Source organism: Ligilactobacillus ruminis DSM 20403 = NBRC 102161, from assembly GCF_900113455.1.
Lineage (GTDB): Bacteria > Bacillota > Bacilli > Lactobacillales > Lactobacillaceae > Ligilactobacillus > Ligilactobacillus ruminis.
On record NZ_FOPI01000035.1, the window covers coordinates 1 to 18,687 of the forward strand.

The following is an 18,687-nucleotide window of genomic DNA, read 5'->3' on the forward strand; positions in this document are numbered from 1 at the left end:
ATAGTGTCCTCCAATGGGATACTTGACCTGGAAGCAGATCAAACCTGGCAGCAACTTCAGCTATGGTTACCTCATGTGTTTGATAATAGTCTATCACAGCCAGTTTAAAATCAGTGTCAAATATTCTCTTATTTCTACTATGACGAATTTTACCTTGAAGTCGATATGTTTGAATCCAGCTTCGAACAACCCTTGAATTGAGGTTGTATTCTCGAGCTAATTGGATACTCGTTGCCATTCCCTGATTATATTTACTAATAATTTCCGCTTTCAGTTCCGGACTGTACTTTGCCATAAAAAATACCCCACAATCATTAGACTACTTTGTCTAACAATTATAGGGCACTTCAAAAAAACGAGGATTTTTTAATTGCTGCTAAGCCTTTGCTGAATAGTTAGGTGCTTCTTTTGTGATTTGAACGTCATGCGGGTGCGATTCACGCAAGCCAGCTCCCGTAATCTGAACGAATTGAGCATTTTCGCGAAGAGCCTTCAAATCTGGTGCGCCAACGTAGCCCATGCCGGAGCGAAGACCGCCGTCCATTTGGTAAACGATGTCGGCTACGCTGCCCTTGTAAGCAACACGACCTTCGATTCCTTCAGGAACGAGCTTGTTTGCTTCGTTGACGCCGCTTTGGAAGTAGCGGTCTGCTGAACCATGCGTCGAATCCATGGCGCCAAGACTGCCCATGCCACGATATGTCTTGAAACGACGTCCTTCATAAATGATCGTTTCGCCAGGGGCTTCGTCCGTGCCGGCCAGCATTGAACCAAGCATGACTGCATAGCCACCGGCTGCAAGTGCTTTGACGATATCGCCGGAGTACTTGATGCCGCCATCGGCAATAATCGTCTTGCCATATTCGCGCGCAACACTTGCTGCATCGTAAATGGCCGTAAGCTGCGGAACGCCAACGCCCGCGATGATGCGGGTCGTGCAAATCGAACCAGGTCCGATGCCGACTTTGACAACGTCAACGCCTGCTTCATACAAAGCGCGAGTTGCTTCGGCCGTTGCGACGTTTCCGGCAATCAATGTCGCATCCGGGAAATGTTCTCTGATTTCTTTGATTTTTCGCAAAACGCCTGCGGAATGTCCATGTGCCGTATCGATTACGAGCGCATCAGCGCCTGCATCAAGCAATGCGGCCGCACGTTCAAACGTGTCGCTCGTAACACCGACTGCAGCTGCAGCCAAAAGGCGGCCATGCTTGTCTTTGGCGGCATTCGGGAATTCAACGACCTTTTCGATATCCTTGATCGTGATAAGACCAACAAGCTGACCTTCGGCATTGACCAAAGGAAGCTTTTCAATCTTGTTCTGCTGCAAGATTTCTTCTGCCTTTTCCAATGAAGTGCCTTCTGGCGCAGTAATCAAGTTTTCCTTTGTCATGACCTTGCCGATTTCAACGGTATGATCTTCAACAAAGCGGATGTCGCGGTTCGTAATAATGCCGCAGAATTTGCGATTTTCGAGAGTTTCAACGATTGGAACACCACTGATTCTGTATTTGCGCATCAAACCGTCTGCTTCAAGCACGGAGTTTTCCGGCGTAAGGTAGAACGGATCGATGATAACGCCGCTTTCGGAACGTTTTACTTTGCGCACTTCATCAGCCTGCTGTTCAATCGACATATTTTTGTGGATAACGCCAAGACCGCCCTGACGCGCCATTGCGATTGCCATGGCCGATTCCGTGACCGTATCCATGCCGGCACTGATGATTGGGATATTGAGCTTCAAATTATCTGCAAGTTGAACGCTGAGGTCAACATCATTTGGTAAAACATGGCTTTCAGCCGGAATTAATAAGACATCGTCAAAGGTCAGACCTTTTTTGACAAATTTGGTATCCCAATTGGACATTTTAAGAACTCTCCTTTAATATAGTTATTTTTGTTTGTCTTATAATGTACAAAAAATTTCTAAGGATTGCAAGGAATCTTAGTGAATTCTTAGCATTATCATCAAAATTACATCATTCGCTTTGGGAATAGTTCGTAATTTACTCTCTTTAACGGCTTAAACTGTCTGGAAATACACTCAATCATTCGTTATATGCAATCATTCCAAATAATTCAACCGCATTTTTTCATAATCATCTTTGCTGACGTTCAGATATTCGAAACAAAAATCACGGACGCTGCCCGAAAGTATCTCAACCGTCTTCTCCAAAATCAAAAAATGTTCTTTTCTCACGCCCAAATACGAATTGAGCCGTTCAGCCAGCTCGTCGCCCTGAGCATTTTGCACAATGGCATTTTGCTCTTTGGCGGTTTTTTCTGAAAAAGCCAGGTTGGTCAGCATAAAATCTTCAAGCACGGTCTGCCTCTTCACGCCAAGCAGCCCCAAAAACAAAAAGGCACCGATTCCGGTTCGATCCTTGCCGGCAACACAGTGAAAGGCCAGGCTTTTTCCTTCTTCATCATTTTCGACAAGTGCTTGAAACATTTTGCCGTAAGCTTCTCTTGCATGCGGATCGACTAGCATTTTGACGTATGTTTCTTCGGCAAACCCGAGACCGTTTTTGGACAACGCACTGTATTTGGCAATACCAACGTCTTCCAGAAGCGAATGCTCAAGCGGATAGACCGATGCCAAAACATGTTTGGTTCCTTCAGGAAGCTTATCCGGGCCATAATTGCGCTCGCTCTCAGACCGCAGATCAACGACGCAGCTCAGCCCATATTCAGCAAGTTTTCTGAGATCGGATGTGCTCAAATAAGACATGCTGCCGCACCGCAACGCCTTGTGCCACTTCGTCGTATGGCCGTCAAGCGTTTGATAGCCGCCAAGCTCGCGGAAATTAACGCCGCTTTCCAAATTTAAAAAGCGTTCCAAAAATTTCACCTTCCTTGCAAAAAAACGGGGCAGACTGCCCCGTTTTGCTTAATCTTTTTCTTCTTGATGATGCGAAACTTCCAACCATTCGATATAATTGCGATTAAATTCAGTGATTTTAATGTCAAACTGGCCGATCGTAATGACCAAACCGAGCTTAATCTTGTAATTTTCAAGCAAATAACCTGCAATCGTGACGCTTTCCGACTCCTGGAAATCCTTATCGCGGAACTTGAAGTAGCGCTCAAAATCGTAAAGAGTCGTTTTGCCTGAAACTTTGTAAGTTCCGTCTCCGTTGTCGATAATGTCTTCAAGCGAAACATCGTCGGCCTCATCCTTGACGGTTCCAAAAAGTTCTTCATAGATATCGCGATCCGTCACGATTCCGCTCGTGCCGCCATACTCATCCAAAACAACCACGATCGGCGTTTGCTTTTGGACCATGCTCTGCAGCAGTTTTTGAATCGGCGTCACTTCAGGCACCGTAATAATCGTCCGCATGACCTTGCTTACCCGAACGGAGTCATCAACCTGAGCCTGACGAATCATGTCGTAAATGTAGACATAGCCTAAAATCTTGTCCTTATCGTTGTTGGCAACCACCGGAAAACGCGTAAACTTCTTTTGCAGATATTTGTTGATTACGCCGCGAACCGTGTCGGTCACGTCGACGACTTCAAGGCTCGTGCGGTCAATCATGATATCCTTGGCAACTTTGTCATTGAAATCAAATGCGCGCTGCATATAAACGAAATCGTCCTTGTCGATTGCGCCGCCGTGCACTGCATTTTTCGAAATATTAAGAATTTCATTTTGCGACAAAACGTCTTCTTCTTCTCCTGCCGGCTTCAGTCCGACAAGCTTGACGATTCCTGATGCCGAAACATTCAAAAGCCATACGAACGGGTAAAAGACGACGTGAAAATAGTGCAGCGGCGTCACAATAAACATCATGACCTTCATCGGCATGTCGATGCTGATGTTTTTCGGCACGATTTCAGTAATGACGACTTCAAGGTACGTCAAAATAACAACGCCCAAAACGGCACTGATTGCCACGATGCTCGTCTTGTTCAGAGGCATGAAGCCAAGCAGATCGGTCAACAGCGTAGCCAGCGTATCGGCGCCGAGCCACCCCAAAATAATCCCAGTTGTCGTGACACCAACCTGCGTTGTGGAAAGATACTCGTTCATATTCGACACCATGTTGAGTGCGAGCTTTAGCTTGCGCCTGTTCCCTTCACCGGCTTCAAGCGCACTTTCGAGCGCACTCTTGCGGACTGAAACAATTGCAAATTCTGCCGCAACGAAAAATGCAGCAAAATAAAAAACAACGAGAATTATGATCAGATTGGTTAACGCCTGACCATTAGACATATATCACATTCCTCATTTCTTTAGTTAATTTATCTCTATTAATATCTTATCATATTTTAGAAGAGTTGATATATAAAAGTTGCTTAAGCAAAAAGCCCCTGCATGATTCAAAAAAACAGCAGAGACTTTCTTTTTAAAAGTTATTTTTTGTTGCCGACAGGAAGAACTGCACCATTATACTTGTTGTTGATCCACTTTTGAGTCGACTTGGACTTCAAGACCTTGACAAGCTTCTTGATTGCAGGCTTCTTTTGGTCGCCCTTTTGAACGGCAATCAGATTTGCATACGGCGAAGACTTCTTTTCAAGCGCAATTGCGTCTTTGGCTGGCTTGAGGCCTGCTTGAACGGCATAGTTGGAGTTGATGACCGTTGCGTCGGCTTCGTTTGATTCGTAAAGCTTAGGCATCAATTTTGCTTCAAACGTATGCTTGAACGTGATGTTTCTCTTATTCTTCTTGATGTCATTGAACGTTGCCGTTTCAAGTTTCGTACCCTTCTTAAGCGTGATCAGGCCGGCATCCTTGAACAGTTTGAGAACGCGACCGTAATCGGAAACGTTGCTTGAAACGTAGACCTTGGCATTCTTTGGCAGTTTCTTCAGACTCTTGTACTTCTTGGAGTAAACACCGATCGGTTCCAAGTGGATGTTGCCGGCATCGACCAAAGTACCGTGATTCTTTTTGTTCCAGTCTTTCAAAAACGGAATATGCTGGAAGTAATTGGCATCGATTTCACCGTTTGCAAGCGCCTTGTTTGGCATGATGTAATCATCGAAAACCTTGATTTTAAGGTTGATGCCTTCTTTTTTCAATTTTGGCTGAACGTGACGCAAGATTTCAGCGTGCGGTGCTGCCGAAGCACCGACAGTAATCGTCGTATCGGCGTTCGCTACTGTATTTGCACCAAGAAAAAGAGCTGCTGCTGCGATTGTCGTAGTCAAAATACCTGCAAGTTTTTTCATAATTTCTCACCTCATAAGATTTTTATTAACGTTTATCAATTCGTTTAACGGCAAAATCGCCAAGATACTGGAAAGCAAACACGATAATGACGATAACGACCGTTGCCGTCAGCGTAATTGCGTTGTTGTAGGACTGAAAACCGTCCGTGTATGCCAACTGCCCGAGACCACCGGCACCGATTGCACCGGCCATTGCGGTATACCCGATCAAGGAAATCGCCGTGACGGTAATTCCCGAAACAAGCGCCGGCAGACTTTCCGGAATCAGCACTTTAAAAACGAGCTGCCATTTGGTGGCCCCCATTGATTCGGCTGCTTCAAGCACTCCGCCGTCGACTTCGTGAAATGCGATTTCGACCAGTCTGGCGTAAAACGGCGCAGCTGAGAAAACAAGCGACGGAATTGCTGCCTTTGCTCCGGTAATTGCACCGACAAGCACCTGTGTTACGGGCAAAAGCAGCACGATCAGGATAATGAACGGGATCGACCGAAACACGTTGACGAACAAGGCAACGACCCAGTTCAGCGCCTTGACGGCCTTGCTGTTTGAACCTGAAGTTTCATACAGCAGCAGTCCAAGCAAAAGTCCGAAAACCGCAACGATCAGAATCGAAACAATCGTCATCCAAATCGTTTCAAACGCTGCAGACCAAAGATTAGGCCAATTGACGTTCTTAAATTGAAAATATGATGCCAAACCGTTGTTATTCATGATCAATCACCTTCGTTTCTACGCGCAATTCATGGAACAGCCGAATCGCTCCGTCAATGTCTTCTTTTGTCCCCAAAAGCTGAATGAACAGTGTCCCGATCGTCGAATTGGAATCGGCCAGCTGATGAATCGATCCTTCCAAAATGCTCAGTTCAAGTCCCGGGAACTGCCTGATGACGCTCCCGACAACCGGCGTTTCCACCTGGCCGCCGTGAAATCTGAGCTGAATCAACTGCCCGTTCGGGTAGCGCTCAAGCAGATCTTTGACAACGCTTTGCGTATCCTTGGTCTGGTTTGCGTCAACCTCCGCATTTACGAAGCGTTTCGTCAAATCTTCCTTCGGATGCGTAAAGACTTCTGCAACCGGTCCTTCTTCGATTACCTGTCCGTTTTCCATCACGGCAACCGTGTCGGCAAGTTTACGAATGACGTGCATTTCATGCGTGATGATCACGATAGTCAAGTTGAGTTTCTCGTTGATCCTTTCAAGCAGATCAAGCACTTCGTCCGTTGTTTGCGGATCAAGGGCGCTCGTTGCTTCGTCAGAAATCAAAATATCGGGATCATTCGCCAATGCCCTGGCAATTCCGACGCGCTGCTTTTGACCTCCGGAAAGCTGTGCGGGATAAGCATGAATGCGCTCGCCCAATCCAACGACTTCTGCCAAATGCTTAGCCTTCTTTTCGCGCGTTTTTTTATCGACGCCCGCAAGTTCCAACGGAAATTCGATGTTTTGCAGAACGGTTCGCGACCACAACAAATTGAAATGTTGAAAAATCGTGCCGATTTTTTTGCGCTGCTCGCGAAGTTCGGCTCCCTTGAGTCCGTTAATCTTTTTACCGTTGATGATGACTTCGCCTGAAGTTGGCGTTTCAAGTCCATTCAGCATTCTGACCAAGGTACTCTTCCCGGCGCCTGAAAAACCGACAATTCCGAAAACTTCGCCGTCATTAATTTTTAAGTTGACGTTTTGAACCGCTCGCACGGGTCCGTCATCTGTTTCAAACGTCTTTGAGATATTCTTAAATTCAATCATTCCGTTACCACTTCCTAAAAAATCGTAAAAAAAAAGCTCTCATCCGAAAAAAGGACGAAAACTCGCGGTACCACCTTAATTTGTCCGAACCTTTCGATCCAGACCTCACTGACTACTGACATAGCCTTAAACTTTATCGCATTTCTGCGGACCGCAAGCTTGCACCGACGATCTAACTCGGAGTTCATCTTCAGCATGGCTTTCCGACCTTCCTTCTCAACTCCAGGAAGTTCTCTGTAGAAGTACTCACCATACCTACTCTTCTCTTCAACGTCATTATACTGTTGTCTTAGATACTACAATTATTTATGAAATTTGTCAACACCTTTTCTAATTTTCCATTCTACAATTCTTAATCCGTAAGAATCTTCCGGCAAAATGCAGAGCTTGAAGTCTCTTGGCAGTGAGGGACTTCTGAGGGGGAGCGGCGGTTAGCAAATGCTCCGGTTTGATCGACTTTCGGAGGTACGCGACGTGATTTGGTTGCACGCGGTAGAACATTTTTTCATTTTTTGAGATTTTTTCTACTTTCGAAGGCGCTCAACGTGACGGTAGACAAAAATTGGTGAAACAGCGGAAATTTTGTCTACGATTCTTCATTGGCTCTTTTTCCTTGAAAAATCCAGTGTCGTCAGCCGCATTCGGACCCATCAATCCTTTTGACTAAGCAAACTCCTGCCGTCATCCTTTCGATTACGGCCATATCCCAGAAATCAACGTTTTGCCCGTAACGAGAATCTGCATTTTACGGGCAAATTTAAGAAATCGAAGTTTTGCCCGTAACGGGGGGGCTGCATTTTACGGGCATATCCCAGAAATCGACATTTTGCCCGTAACGGGGGGCTGCATTTTACGGGCATATCACAAGAATCGCCATTTTGCCCGTAACGGGTGACTGGCTTTTACGGGCAAATCTCAAGAATCACCGTTTTGCCCGTAACGGGTGACTGGATTTTACGGGCAGATTTAAAAAATCGACATTTTGCCCGTAACGGAGTGCTGCATTTTACGGGCAAATCCCAGAAATCGAAGTTTTGCCCGTAACGGAGTGCTGCATTTTACGGGCAAATCTCAAGAATCACCGTTTTGCCCGTAACGGGTGACTGGATTTTACGGGCAGATTTAAAAAATCAACATTTTGCCCGTAACGGGGAGCTGCATTTTACGGGCAAATCTCAGAAATCAACGTTTTGCCCGTAACGAGAATCTGCATTTTACGGGCAAATTTAAGAAATCGAAGTTTTGCCCGTAACGGGGATCTGCATTTTACGGGCAAATCTCAAGAATCGAAGTTTTGCCCGTAATCCGCGGCAGCCATTTAAGCTAATCACAAAAATCCCCCAAATTCTCATCCGCAAACGCAAAAACAGAACTTTTGGAGCATTCAAATTTTCCCAAAAGTTCTGCGTTTTTGCTTGATCATCCCGCAATCAAACGGGTTATTTTTTCAAAAGTTTTTCTCTGATTTCATCCAGGTTCGGTGCTTCCAGAAGTTTCATCTTAGGGAAGCTTTTGAGCATACGGCGCTCATTGAAATTAAATGAAGCATCGAGTCGATGCAAAATCGTTTCGTGCCATTTTTCAATATAATTTTGAATGGCCAAACTCTTGCTTTCAAAACTGGCAAGTTTGAAGTATGGGCGTTCTTCAATGATGCGCTCAGCTTCATTTTTCAAACGCAGGCGCTCAATCTGAATCATTTGCTCAAGCACGAGGGCATGGGCTCTGAATTTTTGCATATTGAAAATAGTAATTGCCGCATCGCTGCCCATGACGACGATTACGAACAAATCAGCGAGCATGCCCATCTTAGCCTCCAGAAAATCAACGAAGCTCATAACGTGCGGCTGAACGAAGGCAGTCAAAACAACCGTGCTGATGCCCCAAAACAATGAGATGAACGGGGCAATGCGTCCTTTGACGTTGCCGGGATATTTAGAATAGTCCCAAAGCTTGAGATGAAAGATGTTTTCCAAAAAAGCACCGGCAAGATACTCGAACACGGTTGAAACAACAGTGCCGACCAAAAACAGCAGCACAAAATCGTCAGCAAATTTCTGCGTAAAAAGAAGCACCGAACTGACTGCAAAGCCGTATACCGGGCAATACGGTCCAAACAAAAAGCCGCGATAGACAAAATGACCTTCTTTACTTGAACAATATACCGTTTCCCAAAGCCAACCAACGAACGAATAGATAAAAAACAGCAAAATAAGATCATTTATCGTATACATGCCTATTCCTCTTTTGCGGATTCACGATTGGCAAGAATCCGATTCAATGCGTCGCTTGCGGCCAAAGCCACCGTTTTTTGGCCGTGGTCTTTGATGAACTCGGAAGCAGGAGAGACGCGCATGATCTTGAAGTCGGACTCGTTTAGCAAACGTCCCTTTGCGATAAAATACACGATGACAGGCACTTCTGCTTCAAGATCATCGAAGAAATTGTCCACGCGCTTGATATTTTCAAACGGCAAGTTGATAATTCCGGTCTCAAGCATGATGCTGATGCGATCTTCACCATCTCCGATCACCAATTCCGTTTCGGCAAGCTCTTCTTTGCTGATCGCATCAACCATCTTGTCAATCAGCGGGAAAACCGCTTGATCGACGTTTTGGAGCACGTCTTCTTCCTTATCCTTATCGGCCAAAATCGTTTCGTGCCGATAAGCCTGATTTTCAATTTTTTCAATAAAGTCCTTGACTTTAATCTGCATGACTTCACTTCCTAATAACATCAAAGATTAATATCCATATTAAATGTCAATTTGGAAAGCGTCAAGCCTTCAGTAATGAAATTGCCGATTTGACTCATCGTGCGTGCCTTCATGTCGGCAACCATTTCGTGATTTCTCTTCGTTAAAAATGCAGTGAGTTCAGCTCCGGAGTAATTTCTGGCATCCTGAATCGTTTCTTCTACCAAGCGGTGCTGCTGTTCTCTTGCCTGAGTCAAATAATCGCGACATTCCTGGACAAATTTGCTATAGTGAGATTCCGCCAGCATTGATAACGTGCGATACATCCAGTATGCGCTGTTGATGTCATACTCAAGCGGCGTTTGACTGTAGCTGTCGTCCGTATCCTCTGCATTTGTAAAGAACGGCACATACGGTGTAAACGACGGGATGCCAAAGCAGATCCACATGAGTGCGGAAACTTCTTCCGGCACGTCGTTTCTGATCTGAAGAACGTGAGAATTTTGCGTTCTGTTGAGCGAAATCGGTCTGAACTTTAATTTATCCTCATCCGAACCGTGTCCCAGCGGATCATACTTCGTTTCATTATAATGCGATGCAAGCACGTATTCCAAATCTTCAACCGAAAGCAGACGATTGGCCTTGCAGATAAACGGCAGGTCGCTTGACTGCGGATCCTGCAAAACGTCAGGCGTAAAGCATTTTTGACCATACCAAACACGCGGCGTGTTGTAATGGCGATCTTTTTCGTTGTCGGTGCCAAAAATTTTTCTGAAATTGAACGTTTCAGGATGCGGATTCAAGTGATGCTCTTCTACGAATTCCTGCAGACCATCAGACCACATGTAGTTTTTCGGATCGTCAAAATCGATGAAATCCTGTGCCACTTGGTTTGCGGCTATCGCATAAGAATCGTCCGGAATTCTCGTTGCTGCCCAATGATGTCCGGTGACGATTTCCATGTACCAAACATCGTCTCTGTCAGAAAACAGGACTCCGTTTCCCTCAGGAGAACCGTACTTTTTAATCAAACGTCCAAGATATTCGACGCCTTCTCTTGCGGAGTTGATGTACGGAGCCACCATGTTTTGGAGCGAGTCTTCAGCCAAGCCGTCCTTGACCCACGGATCATATGCCAATGCATGCTCGTTTCCGTAGACTGATTCAGTTGCAGACATCGCAACGTTTTTTTCATTGATCGAGCTTTCGCCGAACACGCCGCACTTGTCCACGTCGGCATTCGGCGTCATCGTCGTTTTATAACCGTTCTCAGGCAACGGGGCCTGAAAGCCGTTCTTGTTTGATTTCCAAATTTCTTTTTTGCCAGAATATGCCTGTTGCATTTCAAAGCGCTGCGGGGTAAGCGGCAAAAACGTATCGTCATTGCGCGCAATCATGGTCGAACCGTCAATTGTTGCCTTCTTGCCGACCAAGATCGTCGTGCATGCCTGTTCCATCATTTGAATCACCTCAATATTTTCTACATTTTACAGTTTACGCCATTTCTAAAAATTAGCAAATATTTTATAATTTTTCAATTATTTATTGCACTCTCCCTTCAAAATTATGTATGATTGATTTTGGAGATTATATGGAACAAAGGAAGCATTCAGCATGAATAACAAACAACTCCCAAAGCATGGCAAGAACTCAAACAGGAATTTTTTCGCATTTCTTGCACTGGTTCTTGTCATTGGGGCAACAGGCATTGCCTATGTTCAGCACTTAGACGATGCAAACCTGCAAAAACTCGAATCCAAAGCTTCGTTAAAAAAGAAATCGACAAGTTCTTCTCATCAAAACTTGTTCGTCAAAAGGAAAAGCAGTTCGACTTCAAAAATCAAAAGCAGCTCCACAACTGAAAAATCAGTCATGCGTACTCCGATTGATTGGCAAAAATCGTCCGAGACGGTCGATTATCCCGATTTAAACAAGGTCGAAAACCTATGGATCGAAGTCCGACTCAGATCAAACCGAACGCTTTTAAAAGACGGTGACAAAACTATCTATACCATGTATTCATCGGGCGGAAAGTACCACGATGTTGACGGCAAGCAGGTCAGCTACACTCCGACGGGCACGTATTACATCGAAAACGAGCGCGGAAAAAGCTTCTTCAACAACAACCTCAACGAAGGCGCCAGATACTACATTTCATGGCTCAACCATGGTGAGTATCTTTTCCACACCGTCCCGACGAACATCCAAGGCGAGTATGACGTCGAAGAGTGCAAAAAGCTTGGCAAACAGCCCGCATCCCACGGCTGCATCAGACTTTCCGTTCCCGATGCGATCTGGCTTTACAATAATCTGCCAGTCGGAACGAAAGTCGTCATCAACAACAAATAATCACAGAAGACTGGAAAAAGTCCCTGTTATCACTTGCCGAACGATGGCGGTCGATTTGCGACTGCTTTTGTCCGGCATTTTTAATACATAAAAACTATTTTTAGCAGCAGTAATGCACAACTGTTTCAAGCAAGATTTCATTCGGATTTACGGTCAAAGTGCAATTTTTGATGATTTGTCCGTAAACGGCAGTCATTTTGCCAAATGCAGCACGCGCTAAATCAGTGCGTCAAGCTTTCAGTCAAATTTACCGCCAGACTATTTTTTGTTATTTCCGTCATAGCAAGCAATTGTCATGCATACGAAAAAAAAGCCGGATCAGATTTGCAATTTGAGACTTCATGACACAAACGCAGCCAACTGCACTGCATTTTCATGCATAAAAAAACTCGCCCGAAAACGAGCGAGAATCACGTTACTATAAACGATTTTTTCTTTCTTTCGTATCCTTTCGATAATACGGCAGACTGGCCATCACGCCCAAAAAGAGCACTACCGCAGCAATCGTCGTGTTTCTTGAAAAGCAATAGATCAAAAACGCCAACAGCACGCCGCCATAGCACAAAATATCGCCCTTGTCCCTGGCGCTGATCGAGCCGTTTCTTCGTTCTTCTCCTTGATAAGTCTGCGTATCTTCAGAAATAACGTTGCCTTCGATCAGTTCGGAACGCAGTCTTTTCGGATACTGCGAATTGATCAGCAAAACCGCAATCAAAGCTGCGACGGCACCGGCAAGTGATGATATTCCGCCATTGAACTTCAAGGCAACGGCCAAAAACATGCAGATTCCGGCCGCGGTCGCAAAGAATCCGTAAAAAATCGCCGCCATGGAAACGCCCCAGATATTCGTCGGCAGCATGCGCGGCTTCTTTTCATTGCCGATTTCGATGATTTTCTTCGGGTTTTCTTGCGCCATCTTCTTGATGACGCCAAAAAGCATCCTGGCAAAGGCCAGAAGCAAAAGACCGCTTGGCAGACAAAGACCAAGATAGGTTGCCGTAACGTCGACTTTTTTAGTCAGTCCCATCGTAAACAACAATCCATCAATGATTGCAATGAATAAAACGACAACGATTCCGCCGGCATAAACCAGAATCGAGGCATCTTTTTCGAGAAATTTTTGTGCAATTGTATATTCAATAACCAAAATTGATAATGCAAATAATATAGCTAAAAATATCATTTCTAAAACCCTTTCTAGCATTAATCACAATAGTATAGTAACATTTTTTTACAGCGCTATCAAACGCAGTGCTGCGCATCGTCTGCTAAATCAGTACACAAGCCATGATTACGGGAAAATCCTCGTTTTTCCAAATCTGCCCGTAAAATGCAGATCCCCGTTACGGGCAAAACGTCGATTTCTTAAATTTGCCCGTAAAAGCCAGTCACACGTTACGGGCAAAACAGCGATTTTTGAGATTTGCCCGTAAAATGCAGATCCCCGTTACGGGCAAAACGTCGATTTCTTAAATTTGCCCGTAAAAGCCAGTCACACGTTACGGGCAAAACGGTGATTCTTGAGATTTGCCCGTAAATTTTTGCTTATTCCCATCATAACGGGGAATTTGTCCCGCATACGCAAAAACCCGGATGAGCTTTACAATTAATGCAAATCATCCGGGTTTTAGTTCGAGGCCTGGTTTTCTAACCTGCCCTTGATTTAGTCTACTTTGAGATATTCCCATGCATCCCGCTTGTCATCTTGCGAATCAATCACGACGCGCGTTTTTGCCGGGATGTTTTCTTCGATCCACTGAGCATCCGGAACCGACAGGCGAATTGAGCCATAGGCTTTGATGTTATGCTTTTTAGTTACCTTTTGCCCAAGTTTTTCGGCTTCTGCTTTGATTACCTTGCCGTTTTCGTCAAAAGGAACCGATTCAAACCGATAGAGTCCGTCATCCTTGAATGCCGTCCAATATCTGGCACCATAACCGCGCGTTGGATCATAATACGAAACCCCGCGCCGCTTTTCAATTTTGAAATGTCCGATCGGCGTGCACTGATAAGCTTTGGTTTTCTTGTAATTTTTACCAACGGATGCGTACATCGTATAGAGCGTGTACGGCCCTCTTCTGATATAAACACGCTGCTTGCGCAAGTTGACCTCGATCCAGATACGTTCTTCCTTCTTTTTGGCATGGGCATATTTGCTGATATCAGGATAACCGCCGCTTAAAGTCGGCTTGTCCCAGGATGCCGGTTTGATCAGACGTTTCTTTTGATCGGCCAAAAGGCGCTTTTGCTGTGCATCTTCTTCGGCTTGTTTTCGTGATTCGGACTGCATCTTGACGTCATTCACCTGTCTTGCGTTGTGGACATGAATCGTGCTGTATGCCGTCACCAGAACCAAAACGAGCGCAACGGCCCAGTAGATGATATTCTTCTTTTTCATTTTAAGGTTGCAACCCCTTTACAATTGCGTACAATTCAAATATACGTGTCGAATCAGCGAATGTCAAGAACACGGATGCACCGAACCTTTACTTGTTGAGGCGAATCTGCTCGACATCAAAGATTCTGTCTGTCCAGCCGTCGTAAAACGATGCTTCGTGCGTAACCAGCAAAACGTTGCCGGGATAACTGATCAGAGCATCCCGCAAAGCGTTTTTCGTTTCGTCATCGAGGTGATTCGTCGGTTCATCCAAAATCAGAAAGTTGCTTGGCTTTAATTCCATGATGCAGAGCTTGACCTTCGTCTGCTCGCCGCCGCTCAAGAGATTCATCGGCTTCATCGTATTCGAGGCATTTATTCCGGCACGGGCAAGGCGCTGCCTGATTGTTTTCGGTTCAAGTCTCGGGTAAATGTCCTGCAGCGTTTGGAGCGGTGTTTTCGTCGGATCGTCCCATTCGAGATTCTGATCGAAATAATTGACGATGCAGGAATCGACAAAGTGAACGGATCCGGAAAAACTCGGAATGATTCCCAGAATCGACTTGATCAGAGTGGATTTGCCGACACCGTTAAAGCCTTTCAGAACAACTTTTTGCCCGTGACTCATCGAAAACGTCACAGGAGAAAGCAACGGTGTCTCATATCCGACCGAAAGTCCGCTGACGGTCAGGGTCGATGCTGACAAAAGCTCAATATACGGGAATTTGAAATGTGCCTGCAGATTGTCGGACGGAGGGGTGATTCGTTCAAGCTTATCCAAACGTTTCTGGCGCGATTTGGCCATCGTCGACCGCGTTCCGGCCTTGTTCTTTCTGATATAGGCCTCGTCCTTTTCGATCTGGCGTCGCTGTTTCTCATAGGCTTTGAGCTGCACGGCCTTTTTTTCTTCTTTTTGCTTGATTGCTTTCCTGAAGCTGCCAGTGTATTTTGTGATCTTGCCAAATGCAACGTCGACGATCGTATTGGTGATTCTCTCTAAAAAATCATAGTCGTGCGAAATGACCATGAAACATCCTTCAAAACCATTCAGATAATCGATCAGCCACTCTATATGCTCCGTATCAAGGTAGTTCGTCGGTTCGTCAAGCAGCAGGACATCCGGCTTTTCAAGCAGGAGTTTGGCCAAAATGATTTTTGAACGCTGTCCGCCGGAACATTCGCTGACTTGCCGATTGCTTCCCAACGCATCGATTCCAAGTCCGCTCATGACCTGATCGATTTTCGTCTGAATCCCGTAAAAGTCATTTGCTTCAAGAATTTCCTGACATCGTCCGGCCTTTTCAAGCAGAGAATCGTCTATTTTTTCGGCATATTCTTCATAATACCTCGTTTGTCTTTCCTGAACTTCAAACAGCTCATTGAAAGCACTTTGCAAAAAAGCTCCGATCGTCAGGTCGTGCGCCGACTCGGCATACTGGTCGAGATAGCCGATTCTGACGCCCCTCTGCCATTTGATCCGGCCCTCGTCAGGCAGCCTGGAACCCGTCAGAATTTTGATCAAGGTGGATTTGCCGGCACCGTTTTGACCAATGATTCCCATGTGATCTTCCTTATTCAGTCTGAACGAGGCATCCTTATAAAGCTGCTTGTCGTCAAACGACATCGACAGTCCCTCAACTTCTAAAATACTCATCTCTCTAGCGTCCTCCCCTTTTCGTCAATTAGATTATATCATCAATGCTTGATTTTCTGAAAGCAAAGGCTTCATAATGTAATGTAAGGGAGTGTATTTCATATGACTTTCATAGTTTCCGCAAAACAAATCGTGATCATGTTCCTCTTGATGCTGCTTGGCTTTTTAACCGGCAGACTTGGCATGATTCATAAAGAAACGGCTAAGGATCTGACCAATTTCCTGTTGTACATAATTTCGCCGTGCCTGATCGTCAATGCGTATCTCGTCGGCTTTTCCATGAAACGGCTGATTGAATTCTTTCAGGCAATCATGGCAGTCACGCTGGTCTATATCATCAGCATCATCGTTTCTCACCTGATAATCAACAAAAAATTTTTCAAAGACCAGGAAACGCGCTCAGTGCTGCTTTATGGTTCGGCCTATTCAAATGCAGGGTTTATGGGCATCCCGCTCGTTTCTGCCATTCTTGGCGAAAGCGCGGTCTTTTTTTCAGTGCCTTACCTTGTTGTTTGCAACTTTTTCATGTGGACGCACGGCGTTGCTTTGTTTTCAATCGAACGCAAGCGTTCCTTGCGTCTCAGATTCTTGGATGCTTTGAAAAATCCCAACGTCATTGCCGCATTTATCGGTTTTGTCATCTTCGTTTCAGGCATCAAACTGCCCGAACTCGTTTTGACGCCAATCAAGTCGCTTGTTTCGGTCAACACCCCGCTCAGCATGGTCGTCGTCGGAACAAATCTCGGCGCAATTTCTTTTTCAAGCAAAAAAAATCTCAAGACGGTCGTGTTCGGAACTTTTGCCAGAAACATCCTGATTCCGCTGATCTGCCTGTTTATTTTGCTTAGCGTGCCGATTTCCGGTCAGGCTGCCTGGGCGATTCTTATCATGGCTTCCTGTCCGGTTCCTGCCGTTGTTGTTTTATTTTCATTGCTGAACAATTTTGATGCGGAAGTTCCGACAAGCTACCTTTGTCTTTCAACGCTTTGCACGATTTTCACGCTGCCGTTGATTGTTTTGGTCGCCCAAAGCCTTGGTTATGGCGGTTAAATTCAGAAAAACTTGCATTCTTCGTCATTTTCGGCTACAATGGATAAATGCATGAATGATGAAAGGAGTGAAAAACATGTCACAAAACGTACACGTAGGCGTTGCTAACGATCGCCGCCCCGTAAACCAAAAGAATATCAAAAAGCGTCGTGCACAACACCAAGCTGTTTTGTCATTCTTGAAGGAACGCGAAGAAGCTGACAAGGCTGCAAAATAATTGAGCGAAGCGCGCATGCGTGGAGCTCGACCGTTTCAATCATGCTGACTCGAGAGCACTGCAACGGGAAAGTTCAATTATAATTGGATAAAGATAGCTCCACATGAGCCGCTTTCAAGTGCGCACATGTGGATTTATTTTGCTCAAAATTTCAGCCAACGCTTAAAATTGCGTATCGTTTTTCACGAAATTGTTCACTTGATTTGTCCCAACGAAAAGACTGGGAAAAAAGTCCCGTTTCTTGCTCGAATTAAATGAAAAGTCGAACAAAGGCAGTCTGCTTTTGATTGACTTTCCAAGGCGTTTCTTTGATTTTTTGCATAAAAAAACTATCTTTCTTTAAAATGATGTTGTTCAACCATTCAGCTAAAATTTAATCCGGATTTACGGACAAAACGTCTGAAATTCTACGGACAAGCGGCCGTTTTTGCCCATTTTGTCCGTAATCGACATTTTTCGAGCAGGTCGTTCCACGGACAAAAACTCCATTTTTCTCGATATGTCCGTAAACGGCAGTGATTTTTCAAAATACAGTGCTCATTCAGTCAGCACGCAAAGCCATCAGTCAAAATTACCGATACGTTTTGCTTCGGGTTATTTCCATCATGGAAGGCGATTGTCATGCATACGCAAAAAACAGGATGATTTGCAATTTGAGAAATAGTTTTTTTCAGCATCTTCACCTATACCAATTACACATCAAGCCATCTTTCTTTTAAAATTACACTTTCATTTTAATTTTAAAAATATTTTTTGTACATTATTTTAATGAATATTCTTTTTAAAAAATAGTAAACTACATTCTACAAAAAAGTATTTATACATTCGATGCATATGCTGAGAAAAAACAAAAAAGGCCTGTCAATCGCGACAGGTCAACTTTTTTAGCACTTAGCAATATTTGATGCTACATTCATTGCTTATTTTATTCATCATAACAAATTCAAAAGAAGCACGCATCCACCTAATATTAACCAAAATGGCGTAATCAATGCCATACCCCAGGCAAATTTTTTAAGCCCTTCCATTAAAAAGCCCCGCTTTCATATACCAATTAAAGTTACAAATGATATTTTAGCATATTATCTCTAAAAGAAAAGTCAAGTCCTAATTTGTGTGTAAAATATTTTTTCCCAGGCACAAGTTGTGCAGGGGATGCGAATGCATCCATGTCTGTCCATTATCACTCTTGAAGGAGCTGTCAAGGGTGCGCCATCTGCGCACCTCGAAGAGGTTCCCTTGACAGCTTCGGAAAGAGTGATACACCTTACGCAGCTCTTAGTTTTTGTTGTTCCTCTGCCAATTCTTTTAGTTCAGCAACCGTCTTAGACTTGATCATTTTTGCGTAAGTTGCCGGACTGAATATGGCTTTCTTGGAGCTAACGACATCGTTTCTTTCCAACAGAACGGAACCCA

At 44.7% G+C, this 18,687-nt stretch carries 16 protein-coding genes; 3 read left to right on the plus strand and 13 right to left on the minus strand.

Annotated features, from left to right (window positions below; translation table 11 throughout):
- The 10 genes from BMZ95_RS09105 to BMZ95_RS09165 form a co-directional block, all read right to left on the minus strand.
- On the minus strand, positions 1–295 hold a 295-nt coding region (locus BMZ95_RS09105), incomplete at its 3' end, for a helix-turn-helix domain-containing protein (protein ID WP_143455001.1).
- Positions 296–376: 81 nt separating this feature from the next.
- A complete protein-coding gene (gene guaB / locus BMZ95_RS09110; RefSeq protein WP_014074027.1) occupies positions 377–1,867 on the minus strand; it encodes an IMP dehydrogenase in 1,491 nt (496 codons plus the stop codon).
- Positions 1,868–2,065: 198 nt separating this feature from the next.
- Entirely contained in the window at positions 2,066–2,851 is a 786-nt protein-coding gene (locus BMZ95_RS09115) for a tyrosine-protein phosphatase (RefSeq protein ID WP_014074028.1), read from the minus strand.
- 39 nt (positions 2,852–2,890) lie between these two features.
- A complete protein-coding gene (locus BMZ95_RS09120) occupies positions 2,891–4,219 on the minus strand; it encodes a hemolysin family protein (RefSeq protein WP_046922223.1) in 1,329 nt (442 codons plus the stop codon).
- Positions 4,220–4,359: 140 nt separating this feature from the next.
- Positions 4,360–5,181, minus strand: a complete 822-nt coding sequence (locus BMZ95_RS09125; protein WP_014074030.1) for a MetQ/NlpA family ABC transporter substrate-binding protein — start codon at positions 5,179–5,181, stop codon at positions 4,360–4,362.
- Between the two features lie 25 nt (positions 5,182–5,206).
- Positions 5,207–5,893 (minus strand): methionine ABC transporter permease, encoded by a 687-nt coding sequence (locus tag BMZ95_RS09130; RefSeq protein WP_003691919.1) that lies wholly within the window; start codon positions 5,891–5,893, stop codon positions 5,207–5,209.
- A complete protein-coding gene (locus tag BMZ95_RS09135) occupies positions 5,886–6,929 on the minus strand; it encodes a methionine ABC transporter ATP-binding protein (RefSeq protein WP_014074031.1) in 1,044 nt (347 codons plus the stop codon). The genes BMZ95_RS09130 and BMZ95_RS09135 overlap by 8 nt, the downstream gene beginning before the upstream one ends.
- Before the next feature lie 1,439 nt (positions 6,930–8,368).
- Positions 8,369–9,163 (minus strand): putative ABC transporter permease, encoded by a 795-nt coding sequence (locus BMZ95_RS09155; RefSeq protein ID WP_014074032.1) that lies wholly within the window; start codon positions 9,161–9,163, stop codon positions 8,369–8,371.
- Between the two features lie 2 nt (positions 9,164–9,165).
- Entirely contained in the window at positions 9,166–9,645 is a 480-nt protein-coding gene (locus tag BMZ95_RS09160; RefSeq protein ID WP_046922222.1) for a hypothetical protein, read from the minus strand.
- A gap of 20 nt (positions 9,646–9,665) precedes the next feature.
- Complete coding sequence (locus BMZ95_RS09165; protein WP_046922221.1) at positions 9,666–11,084, minus strand: C69 family dipeptidase; 1,419 nt, start codon at positions 11,082–11,084, stop codon at positions 9,666–9,668.
- A gap of 154 nt (positions 11,085–11,238) precedes the next feature.
- Between BMZ95_RS09165 and BMZ95_RS09170 the strand changes: the two genes are divergently transcribed.
- Positions 11,239–11,973 carry a L,D-transpeptidase gene (locus tag BMZ95_RS09170; RefSeq protein WP_014074035.1) on the plus strand — a complete coding sequence of 245 codons (735 nt, stop codon included), beginning with the start codon at positions 11,239–11,241 and terminating at the stop codon, positions 11,971–11,973.
- 418 nt (positions 11,974–12,391) lie between these two features.
- On the opposite strand, the gene BMZ95_RS09175 is transcribed toward BMZ95_RS09170, so the two are convergent.
- The 3 genes from BMZ95_RS09175 to BMZ95_RS09185 form a co-directional block, all read right to left on the minus strand.
- Positions 12,392–13,156, minus strand: a complete 765-nt coding sequence (locus BMZ95_RS09175; protein WP_046922220.1) for a hypothetical protein — start codon at positions 13,154–13,156, stop codon at positions 12,392–12,394.
- Between the two features lie 480 nt (positions 13,157–13,636).
- Positions 13,637–14,371, minus strand: coding sequence for a L,D-transpeptidase (locus BMZ95_RS09180; protein ID WP_014074037.1), 735 nt, complete (start codon positions 14,369–14,371; stop codon positions 13,637–13,639).
- Between the two features lie 88 nt (positions 14,372–14,459).
- Positions 14,460–16,004: an ABC-F family ATP-binding cassette domain-containing protein gene (locus BMZ95_RS09185; protein ID WP_046922219.1), complete on the minus strand. Its 1,545-nt coding sequence runs from the start codon at positions 16,002–16,004 to the stop codon at positions 14,460–14,462.
- Positions 16,005–16,106: 102 nt separating this feature from the next.
- On the opposite strand from BMZ95_RS09185, the gene BMZ95_RS09190 reads away from it, so the two are divergent.
- Both BMZ95_RS09190 and BMZ95_RS11300 read left to right on the plus strand, forming a co-directional pair.
- Positions 16,107–17,054: an AEC family transporter gene (locus tag BMZ95_RS09190; RefSeq protein WP_046922218.1), complete on the plus strand. Its 948-nt coding sequence runs from the start codon at positions 16,107–16,109 to the stop codon at positions 17,052–17,054.
- A gap of 76 nt (positions 17,055–17,130) precedes the next feature.
- Entirely contained in the window at positions 17,131–17,271 is a 141-nt protein-coding gene (locus BMZ95_RS11300; protein WP_003697267.1) for a hypothetical protein, read from the plus strand.
- Positions 17,272–18,687 lie beyond the last annotated feature (1,416 nt).

Bases quoted from the DNA above. Each gene is read 5' to 3' on its own strand.
- guaB (WP_014074027.1), bottom strand. From the start codon at position 1,867: ATGTCCAATTGGGATACCAAATTTGTCAAAAAAGGTCTGACCTTTGAC.
- BMZ95_RS09120 (WP_046922223.1), bottom strand. From the start codon at position 4,219: ATGTCTAATGGTCAGGCGTTAACCAATCTGATCATAATTCTCGTTGTT.
- BMZ95_RS09125 (WP_014074030.1), bottom strand. From the start codon at position 5,181: ATGAAAAAACTTGCAGGTATTTTGACTACGACAATCGCAGCAGCAGCT.
- BMZ95_RS09130 (WP_003691919.1), bottom strand. From the start codon at position 5,893: ATGAATAACAACGGTTTGGCATCATATTTTCAATTTAAGAACGTCAAT.
- BMZ95_RS09135 (WP_014074031.1), bottom strand. From the start codon at position 6,929: ATGATTGAATTTAAGAATATCTCAAAGACGTTTGAAACAGATGACGGA.
- BMZ95_RS09155 (WP_014074032.1), bottom strand. From the start codon at position 9,163: ATGTATACGATAAATGATCTTATTTTGCTGTTTTTTATCTATTCGTTC.
- BMZ95_RS09160 (WP_046922222.1), bottom strand. From the start codon at position 9,645: ATGCAGATTAAAGTCAAGGACTTTATTGAAAAAATTGAAAATCAGGCT.
- BMZ95_RS09165 (WP_046922221.1), bottom strand. From the start codon at position 11,084: ATGATGGAACAGGCATGCACGACGATCTTGGTCGGCAAGAAGGCAACA.
- BMZ95_RS09170 (WP_014074035.1), top strand. From the start codon at position 11,239: ATGAATAACAAACAACTCCCAAAGCATGGCAAGAACTCAAACAGGAAT.
- BMZ95_RS09175 (WP_046922220.1), bottom strand. From the start codon at position 13,156: ATGATATTTTTAGCTATATTATTTGCATTATCAATTTTGGTTATTGAA.
- BMZ95_RS09180 (WP_014074037.1), bottom strand. From the start codon at position 14,371: ATGAAAAAGAAGAATATCATCTACTGGGCCGTTGCGCTCGTTTTGGTT.
- BMZ95_RS09185 (WP_046922219.1), bottom strand. From the start codon at position 16,004: ATGAGTATTTTAGAAGTTGAGGGACTGTCGATGTCGTTTGACGACAAG.
- BMZ95_RS09190 (WP_046922218.1), top strand. From the start codon at position 16,107: ATGACTTTCATAGTTTCCGCAAAACAAATCGTGATCATGTTCCTCTTG.
- BMZ95_RS11300 (WP_003697267.1), top strand. From the start codon at position 17,131: ATGTCACAAAACGTACACGTAGGCGTTGCTAACGATCGCCGCCCCGTA.